Below are 24,775 nucleotides of genomic sequence, written 5' to 3'. Positions count from 1 at the left end.
TGCTACCTTCTAGCCATCGTAGTTGAACCTATAGCGCTCCAAGACGTGGGTCGGCCGATAATCGCCAAAATTCCCGCGCCGTCTGCCTACTTCAGAGATCAGATGGAGATGCAGCCTTGCGCGCGACGCCGTGACGTACAACAATTTTCGGGCACCGCTTTCGCCTTCAGGATCACTGAAATGCGGCACCATGCCTTCCAGAAGTCCACATGCGATCACAACATCAAACTCTCCACCTTTCACCCCATGGATTGTCGAAACAGTGATACCCGATCTTTGCGCAAATACCCGCTTGAAGAAAGCGAGATCCCGGCTGTCGCGGACGCCTGCCCTTTCAAGTTTTTCGACCTGCGCATGAGAACTCGAAAAAAACGCGTCATGATCGTTCGATAGTTGCGAATAGACGTGAAAATCTACACCAATCCGCTCGAATAACAATTCAAAGAACGCACGCAGGTAATCAAGTCCGTCTCGCTGCAACAATCGTATCGAATTGCAGTGCTTCAGCACGGCCTTATGATCAACCTGATTGAGACCGGCTCCCGCATCGTCCAGTGCAGAGAGGAATTCCTTTGCCCATCGCACGCGACGCACATACATTGAAGGGGTCGGTTCAGTCAGCGCGAGGCACGTCAATGGGTACCAGAAATTCTCGATATTTCTTGAGAAGGGGGCCATTCCCGGCCCATCAAATGCGATTTCCGGAACTTCCGTGACAAGTCTCCGCGTAAGCGCGGCGAGATGCACCCACTGCGGCGCGAGAACACAGATTTCACTCGGGGGCACCGCAAGATCATGAGCAGCATGTCTGATCAATCGAGCAATCTCAACGACAAGGTCGGTCCGAGTCACTTCAGCGTTGTACGTAATTCGACTCTCGAAATCCCGATCGCGGCCGAACGCTTCAATCTGCGTGCCATGTAGATTGAAATGCTCGAAGTACTCGATGATCCGCCTTGAAGACCGGTAGTTTCTTGAAAGTTCACTCTGCGCAATGGGAATCCCTGTCAGGGCACGGAGCTCTTCGATCGCAATGGCATGGCCGCCTAAAGAACCGTAAATTGCCTGGTTAGGATCACCGACCATGAATAAGCGACATCGCCCGCTTCCTGCCCTCAAGATCGCGCCGATGATCTCGTACTGAACTTGCTTGGTGTCCTGGTATTCGTCAACCAGGATCATCGAGAACACGTGGGATAGCGTTCGAGCAATAGCCGGATGCGCGCGCATCAGTCGATCGGCGATCCCCAGTATCATCTCGAAGTCAATCTGCCGATTGTCGCGAAGTGCCTGGAAGTACTGTCGATGCACTGCCTGAATACCATCACGCTTCGCGGCCTCCCGACAGCACAGCCGGATTCCAGCGGGCGTGACGAAGTATTCACAGTCATAGTGGCTGATTCGAGGACGATCGTGCACAGCGCAAAGACGCTCCAGTAGTCGCTCCCTGTCGTATGGATCGATGACGGTGAAGCCATTTGCTAGGCGAGGATGATAGATTGAATAAGGCTTCAGAATCCATTCAAGGCAGAACGCGTGGATGGTTCCTATCCACAATTGCTGTGTGTCGACGCCTAGAGCCTCGATGCGCGCAACGATTTCATCTGCGGCGCGATTCGTATAGGTAATCGCAACGACATATTGCCGTGAGGATATCAACAGCGACAATTCGCGCGCAATCTTGTACGTGAGCGTTCGCGTCTTTCCGCTTCCCGGGCACGCAACCAGGAAAACACTGCCCGGCTGGACAACAGCCGCACTCTGTTCATCGTTGAGTTCACGCTCGGTCCAGGCAAACATCAGGCGTGCACCGGAAAGAAATCGTGAATAGCGTCACCCGGCATCGCAGTCCTCATCTCGCCGCTTACGGTAGGAAGATCGAGCTCCCCGACGCGATAGCGTTGAAGAACCGCTTTTCCTGCTTCCACTTGCGCATCGGCGCCGGCATGGGTTCGAGCAAACATATCGAGTCGATAGCTGAAGATGTTGAAACAAAGCTCCGTCGACAGACGAGGCTGCGCGAAAAGCACAGCTTCTCGAATGTACCGCGGGATGACTGTCGTATGGCTGAGCGTATCAGCGAGCATGATCGCGAACCAACCCTTGCCATCTTTCGCGGCCATCGTGAGCATGCGTTTCCCATAGAGCGCTTTGTCACCTGATCGCAGCTCTTGCTCGGCCAACGTTCTTGTCGGCGGATCCACGTACACGCTGGAAATCACCGCGCATGCCGGCTCCACGTTCCCGGCGAGCACGAAATCCACCTCGAATGTATGAGTGGCGTAGTGTGCAGATAGCCAATCGTTCCCCTCAACAAAGCCGTCGAGCTCGACCTTGCGCCTCGCCCCCGCGTCATGGGAACCCTGGCATTTCCTCTTGTAGCTTTTCACTTCATCGGCGTCGCCGGGATTCACAGCGGCATCGATAAAGAGCCTGTCCAGATCCGTCACGACGCTGCAACGCTTCCGAATCCGCTCATTGTGAAAGAGCATGGCGACATTTTTGAACCCGGTGCTTCTAACATTGATTAAGCTGATGCCAAGCTCATCTAGACTGAGGCCTAACACTTTCTTGAACATCACCGGAATCAGGATCTCTTCGGCATCGCCCTCCACCAGGACGACACTCTTCGCAAACAGAAGATTGCTACGAACAGCATCCAGGTTACCGTTGGACATGGATAACCTCTGTCGGTGACAGACCTGTCGCAGGTTGAAACGCCTCACACGTCCCGCCATTCTTTCCCAGGATGTTGACGCTGCCGATCTTGCTGACCTCGGAGATGTGCGTGGAATGTGTCGAATAGATGATCTGCGTATCGGCGTAGGAGATGCGATCGAAAAGCGTCTTTTGGATATGGGTGTGAATGTGCGCCTCCGGTTCCTCGATCAAGAGGAAGTTCGCGACCGGTTCGCGGGCAGACTGATACTGAAACTCAAGCAGCTTGAGTGTCAGATAGATGAGGTTTGCGCCACCGAGACTCAGCTCGTGTATCGGGCCCTCGTAGGCGCCTTCGGATTCACCAACGAACAGACGAAGGGATTGAAATAGTTTCTCCGCCTCGTCGGGGAGGTCCGACTTGATCGACATTGCCGCGGGAGAATACGTCTCGCCTGCCGCGTCCTTCATGGTGTTTCGAATATCCGATCGCACCGTCTGAACGTCCTCGAGCGCCTCAATCGACTCGTTAAGCTCTTTGACTTTTTCGACAATCGGTTCCATGGTTGCTGGTGCGATCTCTCCACTCTTGTTCTTCAGCAACGTGAGCAACGGGTTCGTGCGATTGTTGTGAAATTCTGCCACGACATCGCGTAACGCCTGGATGAAGGTGAACGACACCTCTTTGGTTAGAGACAGCACTTGAGGGATTCGAGCGCCAATCGCGGGATCGTCGACCTCAACAGGCATGAGCGCTTGCTGGAAGTCTCCAACGATCCTCTTATAGATGGCGGGATCAGCAAAGTTCGCATCGCTCCTGCCGGTGAACACGGTTTCGTAATCAGCGAGCGAAATGCCATCCCGAACGAGCCGCAGCGATTCATGATCAAAGGCACCGACTGCCGACAGCTTCAGACGAACGTCCTTTTTCGGCCTGAAGATTAGGTTGTAGGTTGCACGACCGATCGGCTCTGCAGGTTCTCCTGCTGCCGCTGGAACGACACCCGTACCGTGGAGAAACAGCGCTTGCACCGCTTCGTCCGCACCGATATCGCTGAACTCGACACTAATGATGATCCAGTGGCCTTGCCACTGATCGAGTCCGCGATGGAAATCGGATTCGTCGAGCCGATAGGCCGCCCGAACCATGTTGTCGTCCAGCAAGAGGCGAATGGCGCGAAAGAGGTTAGATTTGCCCGATCCGTTCTCGCCGATGATCGTGTTCACGCCTTTCTTAAATTTCAGCGTTGTGCTCGCGAAGTTTCGATAGTTGACCAGCGTCAGTTTTGAGATATGCATTTTGTTTGTGATGCGGCCATCAAACGGCCGGCGTTATCCGTATTTGCGTCGCTGCCAAAGCGTCGTGGTCGACTGCGCGTCTTGATCGTCGAAACATCGCACGGCGTCCACGTCGTCTCTTACGCAACCGCATAGCGTCATACCGACTACGCGATGGTAATTACTTTTGCCTGCGTCCGGTCCGTCTAGGAATCGATCGCCAGCATCGGTTGGACTGCCTTTCGATATAGAACGGCTAGCCGCCGGAAGAGGGTCCGCCTTCCGTGCGGAAGAGCGGCAGTTGGGCTGACTCCGATGCTTGTTCATCAACCGACGTCACGGCCTCAAAATTAAGCGAAGCGAGACATCCGAGCGCGGCGGAGTGTTTAAGCTGTAAGTCTGCCGACTGCTTCGCGCATCGATCAATGTTGTTGATCGCGTAGTTTCTACCTTTGAGTCCCTTGATGTTGAGATTCACGATGAATAGCCCGGAGGTCACGGCGGCAATCGCCCCGCTAATTGCCGCGCCGGAGTCACCCCGCACCGCTTTCCATCCGTGTTCAAACACGGTTACACCGTGATTGACCAGCGGCAAGCAAAGGTCAATGATCTCAAAGGTATTGTCGGTCGCGGTCTCCAGTAATTCATTCGCACGACGCGCAAGGACACTGCGCTCGTCCGGGTTCTTCGCGGCATCGCGCTCCATTCGAAGTTGGACAATGTCGTGGAACTCACGCGCGTCCTTTTCGAAGAGGCTAACCAAGGCGGGCTCAGTGGCTTCCAACTGCTTCAGGATGTGACCAAGGCTGGCGACGATTTCACGATCGGTTATCTTTTCTAGGCTTTTCAAACACACCGTCCGAATGAGCTTGACCGCGAGAAGCCCATACATGGCTGCAGCACTCCCGGAACCCGGAGAGGCCTGCCCCGCGCCAAAGGCATCGAGCAGTTGGTTCGCCGGTTGGGCGAGCAATGCTGTGTCAGGCGGCAACAAATCATCCATCATTGCGTTCCTCGTTACCCATACTGGGTCAGTCTCTCTTCGTTATTGGGTGCACCGCAGGCAGGACCGTGTCTCATGGCCTGTCCTGCCCTCGCACATGAATACAGGCCGTTAGTTCGCCTCGCCTACCCGTCGCGCGTAGTAGCTCGCGACTTCTTCAAGCACTCGCTGTTTCTCAGCCTGGACATAGATCGTCGTCGTCTGCAGCGAGGCATGGCCCAAGACCTTCTGCACGACATCTACCGGAACGTCGTCCGCAACTGAACGAGTACCGAAAGTGTGCCGAAAGGCGTGCGCGTTCGCCCGACCGAGTCGCATTCGGTCATCCAGATCGAACGCATCCGCTGTTTCAACCAGTTCGGTCAGCATCCGCCCGATCAACCGATTCAATCCATCGGCGGTGTACCCGGCCTCGTTCCTCCGCGCCGTATCGATGTTCGCACCCGCGCGATGCCGTCGGCGCGACGCGTCGGTCCACGGAATGACGACAGGCGCGACGAGCGGTCCGCTGGGCGTTTCACTGGCCTCGGCCGCATCGAAGGCTTGCCGTCGATCTGCCCAATGCGCGCGAAGGGCGTCGAGCGTCGCCGCGCTGACCGGAACGGTCCGTTCCCATTGTCTCTTCCCGACAACCGTCAATTCCCAAACAGGGCGATCGAGGGTCCCGTAGAGCGACGGTCGCAGATTTTCACGGCAGGCGTTCGCGGCTTCTTCGCGACGGAGCCCCGAGTCCCCCATCAACAAGATCGCGGCGCGCACAGCCCGCCACTGCCGTGCGTCGCCGGGTGCCGAACGGACATCGAGCTCGTCACGCAGCTTGCGCCACAACTCGGCCGGCAACGCGCGCTCGACTTTCATCGCGCTCGCGCGCTTGACGACGACCGGATCGTTGACGGCTTTCCACGGGTTGCCGGCCAAATAACGCACGTCGACCCACCAGGCGAACGCCGTACGCAGTGCCCGAACGGTATAACGCTGCGATTCAGGTGAAAGCGTCGCAGACAGTGATGCCTGACCGTCGGCGGCCACAGTGGAGTTGGACAAGGCGAAGGGTCGCCAGCGCGGCGAGTGCCGCGGGAAGCGTTCACCCACAAACCGCGGATCCGGGCTTTTCAGGAAATCCTTGTAGGCCTCGCAGTCGTCCACGCGCAGATCGCTCAACGCCTTGCCGCGCAACACCACCGCCCACAGTAAAAACCGCTCGAGTTCCTTGGTGTAGGCGCGGAGAGTTTTCGGCTGGTCGCGAAAGCGGTTCAGATACGCGCGCACCGCATCGAGATCGTGGGTCGCCTGGATGTAGCAGAAGGCAGTAGACCGGTTTTCGCCGGCGGCGCCGGACAGTGCCTGTGGCACCGACAACCGTTCCAGCGGCGCGAGCCTCAGGCGCGGCAATGTTCCGCGTGCCCCTCGATCCGCGTAATACTCGGGGAGGACTTCGACGAGTTCGTCGGCCACCAGCGGCACGCCGTCTTTCTCATCCGAGTCGACGTCGATATCGACGGTGAGCTGAAGCGTCGCCTGCCGCTTCCGGAGCCAGCTGACGATCGCGCGCGCGCGTCCACGACCAATCCGCGGAATCGAGCGCCACCAGCTCGGCCCTCGCCGGTTGCAGAATGCGACGAGCTCGCCGAGCGTGGCGATCCCCTCCCCTTTCAACCGACGCGCGAGGCGCGGACGCAGCCACGCACCGATCGGATGGTCCGGGTGGGGCACGGCCGCGGCTAGTTGCGCCGCCTCGGTGACCATGCGGAACGTCACGGCCGTCAGCTTCGGCTGCCCATGCTGCCGAATCGACGCGCGCAGGTGTTCGGCCAGTGCGGTCGAGCCATGCGCGAGCGCGAGCTGCACCAGCGTGTCGAGCATGCCGGTCAGGTACCGCTCCATCGCGCCGGGCGTCGCGGCATGTGGATCCTCGTCCGGGTCGTAATAGGTGCGCGCGATGATCGCCGGTTGAATTCGCTGGACGTAGGCGCGCAGCGCCGTGAAATCCTTGGTCGTGAAGCCGCGCGGGATGTCGACCGTTTCGCCCGCGTACAATGGGGCGGCCTTGCTTGAAGCGGATCCGCGCTCAGCCATGACTGCCCTCCTCGTCTTCGTCGCGTTCGTCGTCATCGCGACCGTGTTGGTCGTCTTCGTCTCGACCGTTCGAAGCGGGCGGCGTCGGCTCCGGATCCGTGGGCCGCACCTGCACGCCGAGTCCGGCGAGCAGCGCGTGCGTTTCGGCGAGGAACACCTCGGGCCAGGTCGCGCACAGAAACTCGAAGGCCACGCGCGCCTCGCGCAGCACCTCCGCCAGACGCGTGTTTTCCGCGGTGCGGGCGGTGACGTCGAAATCGGCGCGGTTGTCCGATTCGGCGCGCGCGCCATACATCACCCGCTGCACCAGGGCGACCGCGCCGTCATCGGCGATGAAGTCGAGCACCGGCACGAAGCGCGCGTCTTGATATAGAGCGGCGCCGTAGGTCTCGGCGAGCGCGATCACCACCGCGAGCTCCATGCGCGTCGGCCTTATTGGCAAACGCGGCGGCAAGGCCGGCGTGGCGTGGTGATGCGCGGTGAGCCACGCGGCGGCCTCGGCCCGCTTCAGGGTGATCGACCCGTCGACTTTCAGGACCACGCGCGCGACCTCGACGCTCGGCGCCTCGGCCGGCCAACGATGGGAGTCGTCGTGATCGTGATGGTGAGGACGAGCGGGACCCCGGGCGTCGCGCCGGTCGCGCTCGCCACGCTCGTCGAACTTCCCGTCATCCCCCTGACTGCCTTGTGCCACGGGCGCCTGCCCTCTCGCGTAAATTGAATTTGGCCAATTCTACCCCTGAAACGCTATCCCGATAATAGACATTATCAGGATTGCCAATTAAAACTAGGGCGTCCGTGTTTAGATTGTCACCGCGACGAATGAATACTTAAAAGCAGCACCGTTGACCGCTGTCTCGGACGACTCATTCCCACAGTAGGCCGGTGCTCAACGACTGCAGAAGGAGGTGTAAGGCAGCGCCGCCTGACGGCGTGCGCCTTACGCGTCGCGCTTACGAGGTTCTTCTACAGCGCTTCTTTCGCCGAGCAGAGAGTCGAGGGCATCGCGAGCCGCTTGCAGTTCGTTCATTGCCGCGGTGAGACGCGCCAGTTGTAGCGTCGGCGCCGCTGCGTGGGTTGACTCTTTGAAGCGCTCCTCAAGGGCCATCGATGCGGCCTGTACTTCTCGAGCGGCGTCGGCGACGCGGGCGACGGCGGTGGCCTCTTTATCCTTCCGTTCGAGGTTTGCCATGGATTCCATTTGCAAGTGAGCGCGTACACGGAGTCGCTCGTTCTGATGTCGGGTACATCAACGCGCCCTGCCGCGAGTTGGGCAAGGCGCCGCTCCGCTCAAAAACGAGGTCATCCGCGTCAAACACGACGGGCGACGTGCTCTGCACCGAGCGCCCAGTATAGGCGCGCGCTCATAAGGAGGTCTTCTCTTTACAGGAGGGCTCACATGACCACCACACCTGAGCAGCGGTTCCCGAATGCAACGTGATGGCTGGGCCGGACGGCTCTTTGCCAGCTGAATGCGAGACCCAGGTTGGCCGACTTCCGCGGCTCACTCCGCCGAGAACGTGGAAGACGACGTTTCGCCGGACAAACCCCGAGGTGACGGAGCGCCGAAGAACCGAACAACGACCGGTCGTGGCGCGCAAAACAAAAAGCCCGCGATAGAGGCGGGCTGAATCCACATCGGTCGAGACGTGGAGGAGACAAAGCCTAGTATAAACCCTTAGTCGTTGTTTGCAAGTCTTATTTCCGGTCGCGCGCCCTTCGCGTCGCTCTGGACCGGAGGGCGTCAACATGAGAACGGCTGCATTCCTCAAACAAGCGGAGCACGAAGCTCAATTCGTCGATGCATTGCTGCGGGCGCGGTATGCGCTCACGGTTCACCACGGCATGACTGTGCTCAGCGACGACGAATGTTCGCCGCCGTGTGCGCTGGATTTGAGTTCGGCCTTGAAGCGCATCGACGCTCCACACCAGATGGCGGGCATCGACCGGTTGAATACGCCACACCATGCTGCCGCTGCGTCCGCCCATCGAAGGTTCGCAGGGCGACGATCGGCATAGGGGACGGTCATAAGACCGTACCCCTGCCACACCACCCGGCATGCGGGTCCGCACCGGGCGGTTCGAGCAGTTGAGGTTATGAGAGGCGAGGCACGCCAAGTCGGTCGAAGTACGCGATGGGCAGTGCTCGGTTCAGCCGCATGGCGCTATTGCGCCACCAGCGACGATTATTCACCGCCACCTTTGCCGCGTCTGCTTCCGAGGCGCCCAGCGCCCGCAACTCCCGGTACATGGTCGTTCCCCGCCGCCAGTGCTTTAGCTGCAGCGCGCGCAACCGGTGTCTGATCCACTCGTCAAGGTCACGGAACACCCTCGGCGTCTGCGCCAGTTGGAAGTACGCCTTCCAGCCTCGTACATACACCCGCAGCCGTTCCACAACCTCCGGTAGACTGCGCCCGCACGAACGGCGCGTCAGTTTCCGGATACGTTGCTTGAAGCTCGCCAATGCCTTCCTGGCTACCGCGCATTTGATCCGATCGCCCTGACTGCGCCACAGTTCGTAGCCCAGGAATTTGCGACCAGTCGCCGGCGCGACCGCCGTCTTGGCCTCGTTGACCTTCAGATGTAATCGCTCATAGAGCTTTCGCAAGCCTGCCAGCACCCGTTCGCCCGAGCTCCGACTGCGCACATACACGTTGCAGTCGTCGGCATAGCGTACGAAGCGGTGGCCCCGTTTCTCTAACGCCCGATCCACCTCGTCTAGCAGCACATTGGCCAGCAGCGGCGACAGCGGGCCGCCTTGCGGCGTGCCTTCGTACCGCTCTGTGACCACCCCGCCATCCATGATTCCGGCCACAAGGTAATGGCGCACCAGCCGCAGTACGGCCTTGTCCGCGATCCGCCTCGATAGCCTTTCCATCAGAATGTCGTGATTGACCCGGTCGAAGAACTTCTCCAGGTCCACATCGACCACCACCCGGTAGCCGTCCTGCACGTAATGCTGTGCCCTCAGCACCGCGTCACGCGCACGCCGTCCAGGCCGGAAGCCGTAGCTGTGTTCGGAGAAGCTCGGATCAATGATGGGCTGCAAGACTTGCAGCAGGGCTTGCTGGATTAGCCGATCCGTCACCGTCGGAATCCCCAGTTCACGCATCCCGCCTCCGGATTTCGGAATCTGGACGCGCCTTACCGGCTCAGGCCGGTAGCGACCTTCCAGTAACGCTTCCCGTATCCGGGGCCAGTGCGTTTTGAGTTCGTCCGCCGTCTCGGCAATCGACTTCCCATCCACCCCGGCACTGCCACGATTGGCTTTGACGCGTTTCCACGCCATCACCATATTCGCTTTCGCGAGAACCTGCGCTAGCAGGCCGTCTCGCCCCAGGCTTGCGGTTGCGTCGTGCGCCGTTCGTGCTTCATCACGTGACGCTTCCGGCTTGGCTTCACCTCGCCTGCTTTCGTCACGCTCCGCTCTCGCGAACTTCTGATGCGTTACACGTCCGAGCACCACGGCCTTCGGCCCTCCTACTCGTTCGGCCCTTCGCCCTCAACCGGCAGCTACTACGGCCTCTGCTGACTTCTCGCTCCGGCTCAGCACCGTCGCCCTTTCAGGCACGAGGCGAGATCTCCCCAGGTAAGAACGCACTCCTTCATCGCACAACCGCCGCATCTACGCCGCTTCGCCTTGGTCACGAGAGCTTTGCGGTTACATGCCCGCTCGCCCTGCTCGGCAGCGCCTTCTATGCGGTTCTTGTTCATCGGCTCACGATGTATGCTCCGCGCTTCCTCCCCACGATCAGTCGCCCTTTCGCAGTTGCGCTTCACTTCATTCGCTGTGACCAGCTTATGGCGGGACTTCCACCCGCAGGAGTGCGCCCATGCTGGGCGCACATGAGAAGGACGCGCCGCGGCCGGCGCGACCGGGCGGGTGAGATGGGTCGCTGGCGTGATGCACGAACCACGCGGGTTCAGACGCCAAAGACGGTGCCCTGCGGGTCAATGCGCCGTACCGCTCAGGGCGATCGACGATTGGATAAAAGCTCAAGTGGAACTTGCGACGCGAGTTCGTCGGCAGCTTCTCGCACCTCAACGGCGCGAAGTCTGGCGTTCCTTCGCTTCTCCCCGGCGTCTATGAAAAGCGAGTGTTCCATTGGCTGGCGCCCGACATCGTGGCCGAGATCTCGTTCCTCGAGTGGACACCTCCGGGTGAGGTGCGGTATCCGGCGTTCCAAGCGCTCCGCGAAGATAAAGCAGCGAGCGCGGTCACGGAGAAGAAGGTTGTCGACGCCCCGACTTCTGGCGTTCTCGGTTCTACCGCGAACGGCCGGCCCGCCTGCGCCCTCCCCGCTTCCGGCCGCATCTCACGACTCATTGCAGGACGGATAGCCGTGCGCGTCGAGCACTTTCTGCATCGTCGAAGCCTCCCAAGAGCCCGGTCGACTCTGCATCATCGCGGCGTCTTCCGCCAATAGGGTCAGCAGCTTCTTCACGTTCAGTTCGCCGTGCGTGTTCGCCCCGCCGCTGCTTTTTTGCGCCGCGTTGCAGCGCGCGACCACCGAGCGCAGGGCGGCATGCACGCTATCGTCCAGTTCCAACTCAATCCTGACCATCATGTCCTCAGGGTTTCACTTCGCAGCAAGCTACAGTCGAAGGCGCTCGAAAACGCTGCGCCAAGACGAGCCCCGTCTTTTTACGCACATCGAATAGGGCACGCGCCGCGACCATGATCCCCGACTGCATCTCGAATAGGAATCCGGCGGCCCCGTCTCCCGAGCGCCACAGTTCACACCCGGATTGGGGCTCGCCAAACAGGAATGACGGAATCCATTTCAAACCGAGGTCGTCGCCTGCCGGCGCGGGGAGAGCCACAGACGTCGCCTTGAAGCACTGTTAGGATTCGCAGAACTCCGCATCTCGCCGAACGCTCCTCATTTTTTGCCGCATGCCTTTTCGTCGCCCGCATTCTCAACCTTCCCGTACTTCCTCGCGCAAGCCCCTCACCAAAGCCATGTTGCTGCCGATGCCGGAGAACGCGGCGCGAGAAATCTCCCTGGTGAACCATCTGACCTTTGCCGCGTGTCGAAGTGGCGCCGGCTCTGCGTATCTGTTCAATGAACTGATCCGGATGATCTATCTCGCCTACTATGTTCAGGACGCGGGCTTTGGCGACGCCGACTTGATCATCTACGCGCGCGCCGAGGCGGCCATGGAACGCGTTCTGCAACGCGCCGAACGCTCGCGGGCTTGGACACTCGACGCCAACGACATCCCGCTTTTCGAGGCAGTGCTGCGCGAGTCGGATCGTCAGTTCGCAAACGCGCCCAGGCATGTTCATCTTGGCGCGCGCTACCGGCTCGACTGTTTCGTGACCAGCCAGCGAGCCTCCCCGCTGCGCGCGGCGGCAGCCGGCCACTGAACCGGCCGTCGGACGGTGCCTACCACGATGGGAGAACAATTTTTGCCGAACGTATCAATGGGCACATAATTCGTCTTGTTTGATACGCGCTCACGTCCGACACGCATAATGAGCCAGTACGGGCCGCAAAATGGTGGTGTGAGGTGCGTACCGACAGGTGGCAGCGTGAAACAACGCGCGATTTCGCCGCGTTCTCGCCTCAAATCTATTTTAAAACAATCGCTTAGGTTGGAGCGCCATTTCCGCGGCAATGTTTCACACCGAGTCATCCCCTTAGGAACGCGTGAAGCCGCAAGAAATGCAGGACTCCGTAGGATTGATCCACGGGCATCGAACTGTCGGTGGGGTAAAGCTTCTGGTTGCATCGGGCATACTGTCTCGCCGCGCGGCTCGACCGGTGAGGAACGCACGCGAACGAGAGCGCGATGTGCGGGTCCGGAGACGGCGCGATGGGCGGACATCGTCGGCGCCTGGCGGACGATGACTGCCCATATTTCCGTCGGTGCTTACGCCGGCTTGATATTCGCTGCCTGCTTGCCCTTCGGACCCATCTTCTCGTCGAAGGTCACCTTCTGCCCTTCCTTGAGCGTTTTGAAACCCTCGGTGCGGATTTCCGAGAAATGGGCGAACAAATCGTCACCCCCGCCGTCGGGCGTAATGAAGCCAAAACCCTTGTCGTCCTTGAACCACTTGACCGTACCAGTTGCCATTTTTGTTGACCTAAAAAGTTGAAGACAGCGCCGCCCTCGCGAGCGCCGGACACTATCTTGACGCGCTGCCACGCACTAGGCAACCGGGAAGATCAAGACGCGACCCCTTCCGAACAATCAGTCTGAATGCCTTTGCGTGCGCCTTTGGCGAACTCGCTCGGCGCGCCCCTACTTCGCCCCGTGGCGCGCGAAAAAGGTATGGACGGCTGCCGTGCGCGGTCTTCGCTCGACCACTCGATGCGCGCCCGGATCTTTTGGACCCACCGCGAGGCGCAGGCGACCTCCCCCGCCGGTCGGCGCGAATGAACCGAGCACGGAGCGCGCTGCTCGCGTGATCCGATCGGTCACTGGCCACGCCGTCGAGCATGGGCGCTTATCGTCAGCTCAGCAGATGTGCACCGCCGGCAGACATCAGCGGACGGACCCACTGCACATTCCACCGGGCCCAGTCTCGCGATTTCTGGCTCAGGCCGGCAAGGCTTCCGGATCGCCGCACCGGCACGCCCGCGCTTTGTCTGGAAGCGCGGATTCTCCGCACACGCGGCAGGCGATGTTGCATGGCGCGATCGCCGTAATGATTCTTCGACAGTGTGGCTTCTTGTGCGGCGCGTTGCACCGCTGTTGGTCGGCTGGGACGGCTGCAGAGGTCATGCGCATGTCGCCGCCATAGGAGTGAACATCGCGAAAAATTCGCGTAGTCGCTCTGGCCTGGACGAGGATCCACGTCGGGTTCGCTCGGCATTTCGCTCGTGCGACGCTAGGCAATTCACCGTCCGCCTGCCGACTCTAGCGTATGAGCACGCGGCGCGAATGATCGGCGCGGGGACGGCGGACATCTTGAGACCAACATGCGTACTCGCTCAGCGGTCATCGATGAGCATCGGCTTCTGGTCCTTAGCGTCGTTCGCCGCCCGACCTGGTGCTCCGCGTCGGCGACTTGCTTCGCCTCTCTTGCGCATGCGCTCGACGTTGGGGCCCCGTTCGGCTCACACCGACGTCTCGCTCAGATCGTTCCGTCCCGGCGCCTCGATCGCCATCTTGGGAGTGGGTTTTCGAGCACCCGTCGCACCTGCGCATGCCGGCAATGTGCGGAGTTTTGTGGACACGATCGGTAGTTGCATTTCGATTGGGGCAACGAGTCGGTTTGGTCCACGTGTCGTGCTCGTCCCAGCGTTCGTTGCTGTCGCGCGACCCCGGGGCGATTCATGCGGACCCCCTCAGAGGGCGGCCGCATGCGCCACCTCACGCGCCCGCTGCCCGCACTTTCAGGAGCTGACGCAGGCCGGCGATGTGCTCCCGCACGGCACCCGTCACCGGAGGCTTCGCGTGCGCCAACGGTGTGGCGCAAGGCTGGGATTTGCCCAACGCTTCCCGTTGCGCATGGGCGAAGCGTTCGAGATCCAGTGCAGTGGCGGGACGAAGTTTCCCGGACGCGAGCGCCGTCGCAAACGACGGCATCCATCCGGCGGCCTGGCGGCCAATGCGCTCCGTGAGGCTGAAGATCGTCAACGAGTCACCCCCGGCCCCGATCACGAACTGGCGTGCATCGTCCGCGTCGATGAACGTGCGGCCGGCATGCTGGAGGGCAAGGGCCTGGGCGTCCGCGCGCTGCTGCGCGCCCGCTTGCTCGGCATGGTGGTCGGCGGTCCGACGGCGCACCAGGAGGGCGAAATCCACCGGATTGCGGAGCAGGGCGCGCAGGTAGTTGATGGGCGCCTTGGCAAGCTTCAGGTGATCCCAGGTGGCTTCCACGACATCGGAGAGGCGCTTGCCGTGCTCACGCGCCTCGCGCATGAGTTTGAAAATCAAGAAATCAAAAAACCCCAGGGTGCGCAGGCGCTGAAGATCCGCAGGCAGTTGGCCCGGTTGTCTCTTTTGAAAAACAGACGGGCTTAGATCCTTATATATTCCACCGTCTGCCACATTGGCAGACGGTACAGACAAAGAAGGCTGGGCCGAGGCGGATGCGGCTGATGAGGGCGTCTGGGCGGGTTTGGTCTCGTGCGTGCGCGAAGGCTCAATGAGGCCGAGGAGGCTCGCGGCATGTTCAGTGAGGTGAAGGTAGGCGCGACCAAACAAGCCGGCTTCGACATAGCGGCCCTGCGGGCGACGCTCGATGAGTCCAGCGACCTCGAGATCGTCGAGACTGCGATAGAACGTGCGCATGGACTGCAGGGCGCGGCCCGTGAGCAGCTCACGGCGCGCAAAGATGGCACCGAACGGTTTGGCCGCGTCGACGGTCCGCGCGAGGGCAGCAAGGACGGCGCGAGCGCGAGGGGAAATCTGTTCGATGTGCGCGGCACGAAACGCGGCCCGGAAGATGATCCAGGGCAGGTTGGTCGAGTCGCAGCGAAAAGCGGTGAGGGCGGCCGAATCTTCGGGGTGTGCTTCACCCTCGCCAGCAACGAAGCGTTGCGCGATAGACATGTCTAGCGGTCCATTTCAGTGAATGGATGGGTTTCGCTTGACTGTCGATCTTGTTGCGCTACACTCCGGGTTGAGCGTTGTACCCTTTCCGGTTTCCAGCCGGGGAGTGTGGTGCTAGGATTTCCAGCCAAGCCCACTTACGCAAAGGCCCTCAGTTTCCAGCTGGGGGCCTTTGTCTTTCAGGCTTTAGGTTTGCATCGGTCTTAGTTTCGTCACGAAAGGTCAATAAAAACAGAGGCTTAGAAAATTGGGTTGCATCTAGAAAAACATAGCGGAAACTCTAAGTAACTGATTGCACACGAGTTTCGTGCCGAAAGTCATTTACTTCAATTTCGACTCGATTAGGGCTTGAATTTCCTTGGCCCATTCGTTTGCACGCTCTGCCTCCACCTTCAGTCGCACACCAATCACGCCGCCGCGGGTGGTGATCTCACAGTAGTTCTTCTTGCCTTGCTTAACGATTAGCGTCTCGGCGGGAGGGGGCCTCTTTGCAGGTTTAGCCTGCACACTCAAAACTGCCTCCTTCTGCGTGTAACGCTCTTCCTTAACCAAGCGCTCAACAGCCTCGACGACTTCGCTCGTTCGCCCCTCTGAGTGCGCGCGCGAAAGCTGGGCGGCGGCGTCTGCGCCCAGTCTTTCAGGACGCTCTTCGAGGGCGGCTTTTGCCTCGGCCGGCAATCCGTCAAACGCGAAGATCTTGCTGACGTGGGATTCCGACAATCCAACCGCAGTGGCCAGCTCCTGCTGGGTTAGGGCGTCTGCAGCTTCTTGAAGGCGCTGAAAGTGCCAGTATTTCTCGTAGTCGGAAAGCGAGGGAGCGAAGAGATTGGAAAAGAAGGCCAGCCGTTCGGCCTGATCGGGCTCCATTTCGGAGACGATTGAGTCGATCTCCTCGATACCCAAGTCTCGATAAATCGCAACGCGGTTGTTGCCAGCGTTGATATTCCATTCGCCGTCTTCGCGTGCCTCCAAGATTACGGGGTGCACAAGCGGATGCTTGGCCAAGTTTGCTTTAAGTTCGGCGTATTGCTCGGCGGTAAGCTTACGGCGGCGCCCAGGAACCTCGTGGAGCTTCGAGATAGGGCGCTTAGCTCGTGCACCCTTGTCCAACTGCATCTTGAGAGTGGCGATCTCTTTGCGTTGCCGTTCAGCGGTCGCTTGCAACTGCATCAATTGGCCCGGCGCTGTGCGAGCAGGTACGGGTTGGACGTCCAAGGCTTTTTCCTTGTCCTCGTCCGTCACCTGAATGTTCTTGGCCCGAGCAGCCTGTTCCTTCATCCATGAAGCCATTGTTACTCCTCCTGTGCCCAGATGGCGCACACCTTGTCATCTACGCGATCGACCAACTGATCTACTGGAGTGCGAATTCGGCGAAGCGTTTCGGCTCCGACATCATTTGGCCCGAGATCGTAGAAGGTCGAGAAGCGCATATTTGTATTGCGCGCCAAGTCCGATTCAGGAATCTCAATAGGCACGACGCGCGAACCATAGATCTGGGTAATCCAGCCTTGGAGGATCTGGGCGGCGGGCTTTGACGTCATGCGGGTAACAAGGACGTCGACGAAGTCAAATTCCTTGGCCCGACCATCGTCGAACGCTTGCATCCCGTTGATCAGATCGCCGAACAGGTGCCAAAACTGCACCATCGAGGCAAAGCTCAACATATCTGGCACGACCGGCACAATAACTCCGTCGGCCGCGAAGATCGCGTTGATCGTGAGGTAGCTAAGGGTCGGCGCGGTATCGACGATGATGTAGTCGTAGGTATCCTTCAGTTGCGCCAATCCGTCATGCAAGACCTGTTCAAAGCGAACCTCTCCGTCGCTGGCTGCTCGTGCGGGCAACATAAATTCCGCATTGAACAGCTCGGTAGAGGACGGGATAATGTCTACGTTGGGCCAGTAAGTCGGGACGGGGAGGGTGGTCATGTCGAACGGCCTGCCCTCGAGATAAGCCTCGATCAAGGGCATGACGGTTTGAGATGAATCGACCTCAGCATGCGGATTGATGCCATACAGCGTGCTTGCGCTTCCCTGTGGGTCAAGATCGATATGCAAGACGCGGCGACCTCGACGCATCGAAAGACCTTGGGCGAGAAGGGTCGAGGTCGTGGTTTTTGTCACGCCACCCTTAAAGTTCGCCACAACGATAACCTTCGCCGGACCGTTGCGGGGGAGGGGATTGCGCTCAGAGCGGATCCATGCAATCGTCTCTTCGACCGTGAACTGGCGCGGGGAGCCGGGCTTGGCTTGCGTGCCTGCGGGAAGCTCGCCTTTCTTGAGCACGTAGCCCATGCGCTGCTTATCGATACCACACATCTCCTGCAGTCGAGCAGACGAGATGATGGGCGGCACTTTACGAGGGAAGGGCTCGAGCATCTCATCGCGGATTTTCTGCAGCATGCCGTCCGACAGTTTCGCCAGGTGCATGAGATCAGCGCCCGTCGTTTTCCCCGCCTTGAGCTTTTTGATGGTGTCCATCGTTCTACCTGTAGCGTCCAGTGGACCGATTCAGAATGTTTCGACCTAACCGGTCGAATCGTTCGAAGATTAGTCGTTGTGAAAAGTAAACGCAAGTTAAACTTTGCAGGTTCTGACGCGTCGCAGCGTCCTAACTGCGGAGCTTTTGCGGGAATATCTCGAAAGAAGTTGAAGTTGTGGGTCGGCTTCCATGCGGAAGCCCAAGAAGGGTAGGTGAGGCGCCGCTAGACGGGCTGAAGCCCGCTGCATGCCATTCGATCTTGGCGGGTAACTTATCAAGCCTTTGCGATAGCTTGAAGTTGCGTTTTGGCACCCATGGATTTCTCAAGATCGGGGCAGTCCAGTGCCTCACGTCCCGGGGCCTTGCCGCTCGCCGCGTTCAACTAAAGCCAAAGAGTTGAGGGATCTGCTGATGGCGAGATTGGACACCACCTTAAGGTCGTCGTAATGTTCACGATGTCCACCGTAGTGCCTGCCGAAATCAGCGTGCCCATGCGAATGTTTGCCAGTTCGCCGTTTTCAGTTACAGGCATGAAAACCGATTACGCAACTAACCGTCTAGCGCCGATCACACCGTAGGCCGCTTACCTCCCGGCAATGGGCGAATCCGCGCACGCGGACCGGGCTCTACTCGCTTCGCTCCCCGGGCCTGTAGTCCCGGCCATTCGGTAACGATCCCTTTCGCAACACCCACTTAAAAGACTCATCCAGAACAACCCGCTAAGGGGCTCTGCCCCTAGCGCACTGCAAGGGAGATGGCTTCGCCCTGGCCGCGGGGTATCCCCAAAATTTTTTCGGTAACGCGCTGAAAAAATCCCGGGTGATCCCCCTCCCCGCGTCCAGCCCTTGCAGCTTGCCTCCCCGGTCGTCGCCCGACGGTCGTCGGGTGCATGTGCGCAACCCCAGCACATCCACCCCGAGACCTAAAGGAAAGACCATGAAAGCCCAAACGAAGACCCCGCTCCCCGACGTCTACGGCCGCGTGACGGACAAGATCATTGCCGACCTCGAGCAAGGCGTCAGGCCATGGGTCAAGCCCTGGAAAGGCGGCAACGCCGGCGGCCGGATCACGCTTCCCGTGCGTCACAACGGCCTCCCGTATCAAGGCATCAACATTCTGCTTCTCTGGGGCGAGCAGCTCGAGAAAGGCTTCCAATCCAACCGTTGGATGACGTTCAAGCAAGCACAGGCGCTCGGCGCGAACGTCCGTAAAGGCGAGCATGGCACCCTCGTGGTCTACGCCAACAAAGTCACCAAGACCGACACCGACGACAATGGCGACGAGATCGAACGCGAGATCCCTTTTATGAAGGGCTACACCGTGTTCAACGTCGACCAGATCGAGAACCTGACCGCGGAATACCGCACGGAACCGGTGCCCGCCGACAGCGAGCCCCTCGAGCTGATCGAACATGCAGAAGCCTTCTTCGCCAAGACCGGCGCTGTCATCCGTCACGGCGGCGACAAGGCTTACTACGCGCCCGCACAGGACATCGTGCAACTGCCCATCCCCGAGTCATTCGACACGGCGCAAAGCTACGCCGCCACCAAGGCGCACGAGATCACCCACTGGACCAGCCACAAGAACCGCCTCGACCGCCAGCTCGGCAAGCGTTTCGGCGACGACGCGTACAGCGCCGAAGAACTGATCGCCGAGATGGGCGCCGCTTTTCTATGTGCGCAACTGGGCCTCACCCCGGCAGTCCGTGAAGATCACGCCGCGTACCTCGACCACTGGCTCAAGGTCCTAAAGGCCGACAAAAAGGCGATTTTCACGGCGGCCAGCCAAGCGCAAAAAGCCTGCGAGTTCCTGTTCTCCCTGCAAGACGAGAACGAACAACAAGCAGCGTGAGGGCATCGCCGAGAGGCCTGGGCGCACCGGTCCAGGCCGAGGACCGCTTTCTCTAAATAAGGAGATGGACTCGTGAGCAACTTCACCGTTGTTTATGCCGTCAATGTTCCGCACTACGGCAGGACCCAGATCGAAGCGCCGACGGCAGCCGAAGCGATCGCCGTAGCTAAGCATCGAGACCCGGCGGAAATCTGCACCGAGCGCGACCGCAGCAGCGCCGCTTGCGCGCGCATCGTCTCAATCACTGACGATGACGGCCGGAGCATTGCCGAGGGTGTCACCCTCGACGGGGCTTTTATGCGTTACGGCGGACGCCCCGCCTGGCTCCTCTGCGAAGCCTCACCCGCAATGCTCGAAAGTCTGCAGAGAATGGTTTCGCGCACCGACGATCTCGTACGCGCGTTGGCCTGCCCGAACGGCCGGAACGAACATCTCGTGGAGCGGCTTTGCGCCGCGTGTCATGTCGCGAAAGCCGTAATTACCTCGGCGAACGGCGAGAACTGAACCTAACGGACGCTCGACATATGACGATAGGATGTTGCCGCCTGCGGTTCAGCCAAACGATTGAGCAGCGATCAATGCGTATAGACCGATAACGCAGCCGGAGCTTGACGAACAACGCCGCCGGATAAACTCTCGGACGCGGTCTCAACGCAAGGCAGTACCTGCAAATTCCGGCGGCGATTTAGAGAGGGCACAAGACGGAGCGTCCCTGTCCCTCACACGCCGGCCGCGAGCTTACCGCCGATGAAGCCACCCACGATGCCAGCAATGAATGCGAACACGGCCAGCAGAACGACGAACCGATGAGCCTTGCGTTCAAGCGCGGCATTCGCGGCGACAAGTTGCGCGGCGCCGCCGTTGAGCTGATTTCCGATCTGCGCGGCCGCTAAGCGGCCGGCCTCAATCAGCTTGTTACCGTTCTGCTCGATGACTGACTCGAAATTGAGCTTCGCGGCCAGGAACGCTTTGCCGGCCGCGTCGGTGGTCGCCCGCTCGATCTTGCCAGATAACGCTTCGTCGACCTGCTCAAAACGCCGCACGAGCGCGTCGGCATCTTGCAGTAGCTCCGCCATCAGCGCTTCGCGCGCGGTGGATACATTGCCGCTCATGACCTTCTCCGTTACTTGAACAGAACCTTGTACACGTCATCCAGATTCTTGTGCGCCGACTTCGCCAGTCGTTGCGCCGAGATCATGCTGACTGCGCGAGCCTTGGTGTCGTCGTCGGTCGCTTCGCGGAGCATGGCCCGATAGTCCGTCTTATCCGCGACGACATCAGAGACGGTCCTTTTGAGGACACGCAGCCGCTCGAAAATTTCGTTTCTGAAAACCGCTGCTTCCGGTTTTAGCGTAAAGCATCTGCGTTCCGCGTGAAGGCCAAAAACCGCGCTGAACAGGCGCGGCACATCATTCGCATCTTCAAGCTCGACCTTGTTGAACACCACGCGGATTTTCTTGGCCGGGACACCGAGGCCCGCCAGTGTCTCAATGGTGTTGACCGTGTCGATCTGCTGTTTCTTCTCACTCACCGCTGGCACGACAAAATAGTCGAACTCTTCATGCGAGCCGTCGAACTGGCTCATCTGCTTGATGAACTCTTCGACGTTTGATGCGCCGACATCGACGATGGCCGAATCGAGCGTCATCAAATCCTCTTGGAGCCCTCCGTAGTCCTTGCCCTTGAGGCGCTCTGCGCCAGTGCCGGACGATCCCGCATTAATCGTTTCGACCTCAAACTTCGGCGCGTTCATGCGCGGCGCGAGGAGATTATCGACCAGCGTCGTTTTGCCCGGATTTCCACTGAAGTTGATGACGGCGACTTTCATTTGCGGCTCCTTCGTTGCTGTTTGGCCAGGCGTTCGTAACGTGCCAACTTTTCGGCTTGTTCAGTCGGGTCGGGCTTCATCAGACGGTCAAGCTCTTGCATCGACATCGGCTCGTGTGGGGTTCCGTGTGAGGTCGCGTCCGTCGATAAATCTGAATGGCTTATCGAGGATGAGTCAGAGTAGTGCCGTTGTGACACTGGTTCGGTGGCGCTGGGTTGCTGGACATTAGCCGAAAGTTTTTGTCCCACAGTCTCTCGCTCGACGTGCTGCTTCTGCCTGTACCGGTAGAGGTAACTTTTCAATGTGGCTTCGGTCAGATCGAGTCCGCTCGCTCTCAGGGCTTTGAGAACATCCACGATCCGCACGCCCGCTGAGAGTCTCTGTTCTATCAGTGGCATCACTTCACGTACTTTCGCCGCCTTGGTTTTCGGCTCCAGCGCCGTCAAAGCCTGCACCACGTCACGTTGCGGCATTCAAGCATCCTCCAAGCTATTGATACGCACTCCTTCTGCATCTCTCACGCATTCTTCATACTACCAACTTGCATCTGTTTTGCAACCTCTGTGCTGCTTCATTGCATCCACTTCGCCTACGCCCTACGGGCTAGATGATTTTCACGCCCTTAACACTGAGAGATCCCTGTCCTTAACAGGCCAGAAATCTCGATACACATCACGCACCCCCTTCGGGAGTGCAAACCCTTGATATGACCGGACTCGTATAGAAAGTGACACTACTTTGGCTCTATAGCGTTGCTATAGGAATTCACAGGAGAGCTATGTGTTTGCTCATCTGATACCTATAGACAATACTCTAGGTTAGAAGATTGAGTTACTCTAAATTTAACAACAGGGGATGGCGACGCATGAGCACAGGCAAATCGATCCCAGTCTGGTTTTCTGAGGAGGATCGCCGCAGGGTCGAAGAAGCTGCGGCACTGGCAGGCTATAAGCATCTGTCGAAATATATTCGCGACAAAGCGATGAGTCGTGATAGTCAGCGCGAAGCGGCCCGCGACAGCATGGAAACGTGGGCTGAGCGGCAAGAGCTCATCGGCCGACTAGCGGAAATTGAACGTAGCCAAAAATCCGCGCATACGCTTTTGGCCGCGCTGCTTTTTTTGATGCGCAAGAAGGCGACGTCGGGCGATTTCAACGATCTCGTGCTTGCATGCGAGAACGCCGTGTCAGGTGCCGGGATGCCCAGAGAATTACTTGCCGCCTCCTCTCCAGAATTGGCCTCGCTGGTAACCCGATTGACGGAGGATTCGTGATGTCAGAACCGATTGAGCAGATCGACTCGGACATTCAGGCTGCGCTTGACGCGCCGAGCATGAGCGACTGGCTGCACGATGCACTGCTGAGCGCCTTGCAGCGCGACTGCACTGATGCGGCGTGTGATGCTCAAATACTGGCTGCGTGGCTCGCCCGGCGCCGTGACGCGGTGGTCGGGTCCAGCGCGGGTTAGGCCGATGCAGAAACATGAAGCGGAAAACGCGACCCTGCTCTTTGGCGTGAGCTTACCCATTGCCGGCTGGCTTGCCGGAACCTACGCCGCGAACGTACCGCTGCGCCCGTTCCCGGAAGCGCTCACGGCAGCCCTCCATACGACACCGCACAATCCGCTCGTCGCAAGTGGGGTCGTGCTCGGTCTTGGCCTTGCGGCGACCACCGCGTATCTACTGCACGAATACGGCGACGACGGATTCCGTGGTGCCCGGTACCACCGCTGGCTGCGCGGTGCGCGCATGGCCAACTGGCACGGCGTCAAACAACAGGTGAACGCCGCGAATCGTCGAGAGAACCGCCGTCTTCGCGCCGAACTGAAGCGCGCAGCAGACACCGGGGCCTCGAGTCTCGCAAGAGCAGACTTGCCTCCCATCATGATCGGCCGGATGCCGATGCCGTTGCACCTTGAAAACCGGAACACGCTGATTTGCGCGACCATCGGCGCTGGTAAGTCGGTCGCAATGGAAAGCATGATCGCGTCGGCCGTGAAGCGCCGCGACAAGATGGCGGTCGTTGATCCGAACGGCACGTTCTATTCGAAGTTCAGCTTTCCCGGCGACACCATTCTCAATCCGTTTGATCAACGTTCAGCGGGATGGACCATCTTCAACGAGATCCGGGGCATTCACGACTTCGACCGGATGGCGCGAAGCATCATTCCGCCGCAGATCGATCCGACCGACGAGCAATGGTGCGCGTACACGCGCGACGTACTCGCCGACACCATGCGCAAGTTGGTCGAGACCAATAACCCCGACCAGGATGCGCTGGTCAATCTCCTCGTGCGCGAGGATGGCGAGGTGATTCAGGCATTCCTGGCCAACACCGATTCTCAGGGCTATTTTCGCGAGAATGCGGAGAAGGCAGTCGCCTCCATTCAGTTCATGATGAACAAGTACGTGCGGCCGCTTCGGTTCATGTCCAAAGGCGAATTCTCGCTTTATAAATGGGTGCACGATCCGAACGCAGGCAACCTGTTCATCACGTGGCGCGAGGACATGCGCACGACGCAGCGCCCACTCGTGGCGACGTGGATCGACACGATCTGCGCCACCATCATGAGCATCCCCGATAGCTCGGCGCCGCTGGCGCGCCGGCTTTGGCTCTTCCTTGACGAGCTGGAATCGCTCGGCAAGCTAGAATCCTTCGTGCCGGCAGCAACGAAGGGTCGCAAGCACGGTCTGCGCATGGCCGCGTCCATTCAGGACTGGGCGCAGCTCGACGAAACCTATGGCAAGGACGCCGCGCGGACCTTGCTTGGATGTTTTCGCAATTACCTTATTTTTGGCGGCTCGAACGCGCTCAATACCGATAAGGCGAGCGAGATTCTGGGCAAGCATCAGGTTGAACGCATCCAGATCACTACAAACGCAGGCGGTGGAGCGGGTGGTGGGGGAGGGCGCAGCCGCAACATGGTGACGGGTCCGCCGGAACCGGTTGTGATGGATTCGGAGATCTCGTTCTTGAAAGACCTGGAGGGCTACGTCATGTTTGGCGAAGACTTCCCCATCGCGAAAATCAAACTGCCGTACGTCAAGTATCCGCATCGGGCGACTGCAATCGAGATCAAGTGAGGGAGGCACG

The 24,775-nt window shown here is 59.5% G+C and carries 24 protein-coding genes; 8 read left to right on the top strand and 16 right to left on the bottom strand.

What is annotated here, in order from left to right:
* Positions 1 to 9: 9 nt before the first annotated feature.
* The 7 genes from AC1Z32_RS40000 to AC1Z32_RS39970 form a co-directional block, all read right to left on the bottom strand.
* Positions 10 to 1,800: a UvrD-helicase domain-containing protein gene (locus AC1Z32_RS40000; protein WP_483484385.1), complete on the bottom strand. Its 1,791-nt coding sequence runs from the start codon at positions 1,798 to 1,800 to the stop codon at positions 10 to 12.
* Positions 1,800 to 2,678 carry an ATP-dependent endonuclease gene (locus AC1Z32_RS39995; RefSeq protein WP_483484384.1) on the bottom strand — a complete coding sequence of 293 codons (879 nt, stop codon included), beginning with the start codon at positions 2,676 to 2,678 and terminating at the stop codon, positions 1,800 to 1,802. Before AC1Z32_RS39995 ends, AC1Z32_RS40000 begins: the two co-directional genes overlap by 1 nt.
* A complete protein-coding gene (locus AC1Z32_RS39990; protein ID WP_483484383.1) occupies positions 2,665 to 3,957 on the bottom strand; it encodes an ATP-dependent nuclease in 1,293 nt (430 codons plus the stop codon). The genes AC1Z32_RS39995 and AC1Z32_RS39990 overlap by 14 nt, the downstream gene beginning before the upstream one ends.
* A 235-nt stretch (positions 3,958 to 4,192) precedes the next feature.
* A complete protein-coding gene (locus tag AC1Z32_RS39985; RefSeq protein ID WP_483484382.1) occupies positions 4,193 to 4,942 on the bottom strand; it encodes a cyclodeaminase/cyclohydrolase family protein in 750 nt (249 codons plus the stop codon).
* Between the two features lie 108 nt (positions 4,943 to 5,050).
* Positions 5,051 to 7,015 carry a phage integrase family protein gene (locus tag AC1Z32_RS39980; RefSeq protein ID WP_483484381.1) on the bottom strand — a complete coding sequence of 655 codons (1,965 nt, stop codon included), beginning with the start codon at positions 7,013 to 7,015 and terminating at the stop codon, positions 5,051 to 5,053.
* Positions 7,008 to 7,709, bottom strand: coding sequence for a hypothetical protein (locus AC1Z32_RS39975; RefSeq protein WP_483484380.1), 702 nt, complete (start codon positions 7,707 to 7,709; stop codon positions 7,008 to 7,010). The genes AC1Z32_RS39980 and AC1Z32_RS39975 overlap by 8 nt, the downstream gene beginning before the upstream one ends.
* Before the next feature lie 246 nt (positions 7,710 to 7,955).
* The gene (locus AC1Z32_RS39970; RefSeq protein WP_483484379.1) at positions 7,956 to 8,207 is read right to left on the bottom strand and encodes a hypothetical protein; all 252 of its coding nucleotides are present in this window, start codon (positions 8,205 to 8,207) and stop codon (positions 7,956 to 7,958) included.
* A gap of 557 nt (positions 8,208 to 8,764) precedes the next feature.
* Between AC1Z32_RS39970 and AC1Z32_RS39965 the strand changes: the two genes are divergently transcribed.
* Complete coding sequence (locus AC1Z32_RS39965; protein ID WP_483484378.1) at positions 8,765 to 9,034, top strand: hypothetical protein; 270 nt, start codon at positions 8,765 to 8,767, stop codon at positions 9,032 to 9,034.
* Between the two features lie 76 nt (positions 9,035 to 9,110).
* Here AC1Z32_RS39965 and ltrA read toward each other — a convergent pair whose 3' ends face one another.
* Positions 9,111 to 10,481, bottom strand: a complete 1,371-nt coding sequence (ltrA, locus tag AC1Z32_RS39960; protein WP_483484377.1) for a group II intron reverse transcriptase/maturase — start codon at positions 10,479 to 10,481, stop codon at positions 9,111 to 9,113.
* A gap of 631 nt (positions 10,482 to 11,112) precedes the next feature.
* On the opposite strand from ltrA, the gene AC1Z32_RS39955 reads away from it, so the two are divergent.
* Positions 11,113 to 11,442: an ATP dependent DNA ligase gene (locus AC1Z32_RS39955; RefSeq protein WP_483484515.1), complete on the top strand. Its 330-nt coding sequence runs from the start codon at positions 11,113 to 11,115 to the stop codon at positions 11,440 to 11,442.
* Here the strand turns inward: AC1Z32_RS39955 and AC1Z32_RS39950 are convergent.
* Positions 11,332 to 11,583: a hypothetical protein gene (locus tag AC1Z32_RS39950; protein WP_483484526.1), complete on the bottom strand. Its 252-nt coding sequence runs from the start codon at positions 11,581 to 11,583 to the stop codon at positions 11,332 to 11,334. The genes AC1Z32_RS39955 and AC1Z32_RS39950 overlap by 111 nt on opposite strands.
* 395 nt (positions 11,584 to 11,978) lie before the next feature.
* On the opposite strand from AC1Z32_RS39950, the gene AC1Z32_RS39945 reads away from it, so the two are divergent.
* Entirely contained in the window at positions 11,979 to 12,386 is a 408-nt protein-coding gene (locus AC1Z32_RS39945) for a hypothetical protein (protein ID WP_483484376.1), read from the top strand.
* Between the two features lie 506 nt (positions 12,387 to 12,892).
* On the opposite strand, the gene AC1Z32_RS39940 is transcribed toward AC1Z32_RS39945, so the two are convergent.
* From AC1Z32_RS39940 to AC1Z32_RS39925, 4 genes are all read right to left on the bottom strand, one after another.
* Positions 12,893 to 13,096, bottom strand: a complete 204-nt coding sequence (locus tag AC1Z32_RS39940) for a cold-shock protein (RefSeq protein ID WP_483484375.1) — start codon at positions 13,094 to 13,096, stop codon at positions 12,893 to 12,895.
* A gap of 1,242 nt (positions 13,097 to 14,338) precedes the next feature.
* Positions 14,339 to 15,523 carry a Replication protein O gene (locus tag AC1Z32_RS39935; protein WP_483484374.1) on the bottom strand — a complete coding sequence of 395 codons (1,185 nt, stop codon included), beginning with the start codon at positions 15,521 to 15,523 and terminating at the stop codon, positions 14,339 to 14,341.
* Between the two features lie 321 nt (positions 15,524 to 15,844).
* Entirely contained in the window at positions 15,845 to 16,813 is a 969-nt protein-coding gene (locus AC1Z32_RS39930) for a ParB/RepB/Spo0J family partition protein (protein ID WP_483484373.1), read from the bottom strand.
* A gap of 2 nt (positions 16,814 to 16,815) precedes the next feature.
* On the bottom strand, positions 16,816 to 18,003 hold the full coding sequence (locus tag AC1Z32_RS39925; protein WP_483484372.1) for a ParA family protein: 1,188 nt from the start codon (positions 18,001 to 18,003) through the stop codon (positions 16,816 to 16,818).
* Positions 18,004 to 18,940: 937 nt separating this feature from the next.
* Here AC1Z32_RS39925 and AC1Z32_RS39920 point away from each other — a divergent pair.
* Both AC1Z32_RS39920 and AC1Z32_RS39915 read left to right on the top strand, forming a co-directional pair.
* Positions 18,941 to 19,855, top strand: coding sequence for an ArdC family protein (locus AC1Z32_RS39920; RefSeq protein WP_483484371.1), 915 nt, complete (start codon positions 18,941 to 18,943; stop codon positions 19,853 to 19,855).
* Positions 19,856 to 19,927: 72 nt separating this feature from the next.
* Positions 19,928 to 20,359 carry a hypothetical protein gene (locus AC1Z32_RS39915; protein ID WP_483484370.1) on the top strand — a complete coding sequence of 144 codons (432 nt, stop codon included), beginning with the start codon at positions 19,928 to 19,930 and terminating at the stop codon, positions 20,357 to 20,359.
* A 215-nt stretch (positions 20,360 to 20,574) separates the two neighbouring features.
* Here AC1Z32_RS39915 and AC1Z32_RS39910 read toward each other — a convergent pair whose 3' ends face one another.
* Genes AC1Z32_RS39910 through AC1Z32_RS39900 form a run of 3 tightly spaced genes read right to left on the bottom strand, consistent with a single transcriptional unit; the run spans position 20,575 to position 22,156 of the window.
* Positions 20,575 to 20,967, bottom strand: coding sequence for a hypothetical protein (locus AC1Z32_RS39910; protein ID WP_483484369.1), 393 nt, complete (start codon positions 20,965 to 20,967; stop codon positions 20,575 to 20,577).
* 11 nt (positions 20,968 to 20,978) lie between these two features.
* Positions 20,979 to 21,683: a StbB family protein gene (gene stbB, locus AC1Z32_RS39905; protein WP_483484368.1), complete on the bottom strand. Its 705-nt coding sequence runs from the start codon at positions 21,681 to 21,683 to the stop codon at positions 20,979 to 20,981.
* Entirely contained in the window at positions 21,680 to 22,156 is a 477-nt protein-coding gene (locus AC1Z32_RS39900; protein ID WP_483484367.1) for a conjugal transfer protein TraD, read from the bottom strand. The genes stbB and AC1Z32_RS39900 overlap by 4 nt, the downstream gene beginning before the upstream one ends.
* A 392-nt stretch (positions 22,157 to 22,548) precedes the next feature.
* Here AC1Z32_RS39900 and AC1Z32_RS39895 point away from each other — a divergent pair, with 392 nt between their 5' ends.
* Genes AC1Z32_RS39895 through AC1Z32_RS39885 form a run of 3 tightly spaced genes read left to right on the top strand, consistent with a single transcriptional unit; the run spans position 22,549 to position 24,765 of the window.
* On the top strand, positions 22,549 to 22,956 hold the full coding sequence (locus tag AC1Z32_RS39895; protein WP_483484366.1) for a hypothetical protein: 408 nt from the start codon (positions 22,549 to 22,551) through the stop codon (positions 22,954 to 22,956).
* Entirely contained in the window at positions 22,956 to 23,150 is a 195-nt protein-coding gene (locus AC1Z32_RS39890) for a hypothetical protein (RefSeq protein WP_483484365.1), read from the top strand. Before AC1Z32_RS39895 ends, AC1Z32_RS39890 begins: the two co-directional genes overlap by 1 nt.
* Before the next feature lie 4 nt (positions 23,151 to 23,154).
* Positions 23,155 to 24,765, top strand: coding sequence for a type IV secretion system DNA-binding domain-containing protein (locus tag AC1Z32_RS39885; RefSeq protein ID WP_483484364.1), 1,611 nt, complete (start codon positions 23,155 to 23,157; stop codon positions 24,763 to 24,765).
* Positions 24,766 to 24,775 lie beyond the last annotated feature (10 nt).

The sequence above is a fragment of the Caballeronia sp. 11_S32 genome, assembly GCF_056930355.1.
The sequence above is the reverse complement of the archived record's forward strand: the minus strand, read 5'-3'. Positions and strand labels throughout refer to the sequence as shown.

Excerpts from the sequence above, each read along its gene's own strand:
- AC1Z32_RS39945 (WP_483484376.1), top strand. The coding sequence starts at position 11,979 with ATGTTGCTGCCGATGCCGGAGAACGCGGCGCGAGAAATCTCCCTGGTG.
- stbB (WP_483484368.1), bottom strand. The coding sequence starts at position 21,683 with ATGAAAGTCGCCGTCATCAACTTCAGTGGAAATCCGGGCAAAACGACG.
- AC1Z32_RS39910 (WP_483484369.1), bottom strand. The coding sequence starts at position 20,967 with ATGAGCGGCAATGTATCCACCGCGCGCGAAGCGCTGATGGCGGAGCTA.
- AC1Z32_RS39980 (WP_483484381.1), bottom strand. The coding sequence starts at position 7,015 with ATGGCTGAGCGCGGATCCGCTTCAAGCAAGGCCGCCCCATTGTACGCG.
- AC1Z32_RS39985 (WP_483484382.1), bottom strand. The coding sequence starts at position 4,942 with ATGATGGATGATTTGTTGCCGCCTGACACAGCATTGCTCGCCCAACCG.
- AC1Z32_RS39930 (WP_483484373.1), bottom strand. The coding sequence starts at position 16,813 with ATGGCTTCATGGATGAAGGAACAGGCTGCTCGGGCCAAGAACATTCAG.
- AC1Z32_RS39965 (WP_483484378.1), top strand. The coding sequence starts at position 8,765 with ATGAGAACGGCTGCATTCCTCAAACAAGCGGAGCACGAAGCTCAATTC.
- AC1Z32_RS39895 (WP_483484366.1), top strand. The coding sequence starts at position 22,549 with ATGAGCACAGGCAAATCGATCCCAGTCTGGTTTTCTGAGGAGGATCGC.
- AC1Z32_RS39940 (WP_483484375.1), bottom strand. The coding sequence starts at position 13,096 with ATGGCAACTGGTACGGTCAAGTGGTTCAAGGACGACAAGGGTTTTGGC.
- AC1Z32_RS40000 (WP_483484385.1), bottom strand. The coding sequence starts at position 1,800 with ATGTTTGCCTGGACCGAGCGTGAACTCAACGATGAACAGAGTGCGGCT.
- AC1Z32_RS39950 (WP_483484526.1), bottom strand. The coding sequence starts at position 11,583 with ATGATGGTCAGGATTGAGTTGGAACTGGACGATAGCGTGCATGCCGCC.
- AC1Z32_RS39935 (WP_483484374.1), bottom strand. The coding sequence starts at position 15,523 with ATGTCTATCGCGCAACGCTTCGTTGCTGGCGAGGGTGAAGCACACCCC.
- AC1Z32_RS39885 (WP_483484364.1), top strand. The coding sequence starts at position 23,155 with ATGCAGAAACATGAAGCGGAAAACGCGACCCTGCTCTTTGGCGTGAGC.
- AC1Z32_RS39920 (WP_483484371.1), top strand. The coding sequence starts at position 18,941 with ATGAAAGCCCAAACGAAGACCCCGCTCCCCGACGTCTACGGCCGCGTG.
- AC1Z32_RS39900 (WP_483484367.1), bottom strand. The coding sequence starts at position 22,156 with ATGCCGCAACGTGACGTGGTGCAGGCTTTGACGGCGCTGGAGCCGAAA.
- AC1Z32_RS39925 (WP_483484372.1), bottom strand. The coding sequence starts at position 18,003 with ATGGACACCATCAAAAAGCTCAAGGCGGGGAAAACGACGGGCGCTGAT.
- AC1Z32_RS39990 (WP_483484383.1), bottom strand. The coding sequence starts at position 3,957 with ATGCATATCTCAAAACTGACGCTGGTCAACTATCGAAACTTCGCGAGC.
- AC1Z32_RS39890 (WP_483484365.1), top strand. The coding sequence starts at position 22,956 with ATGTCAGAACCGATTGAGCAGATCGACTCGGACATTCAGGCTGCGCTT.
- AC1Z32_RS39995 (WP_483484384.1), bottom strand. The coding sequence starts at position 2,678 with ATGTCCAACGGTAACCTGGATGCTGTTCGTAGCAATCTTCTGTTTGCG.
- AC1Z32_RS39970 (WP_483484379.1), bottom strand. The coding sequence starts at position 8,207 with ATGGCAAACCTCGAACGGAAGGATAAAGAGGCCACCGCCGTCGCCCGC.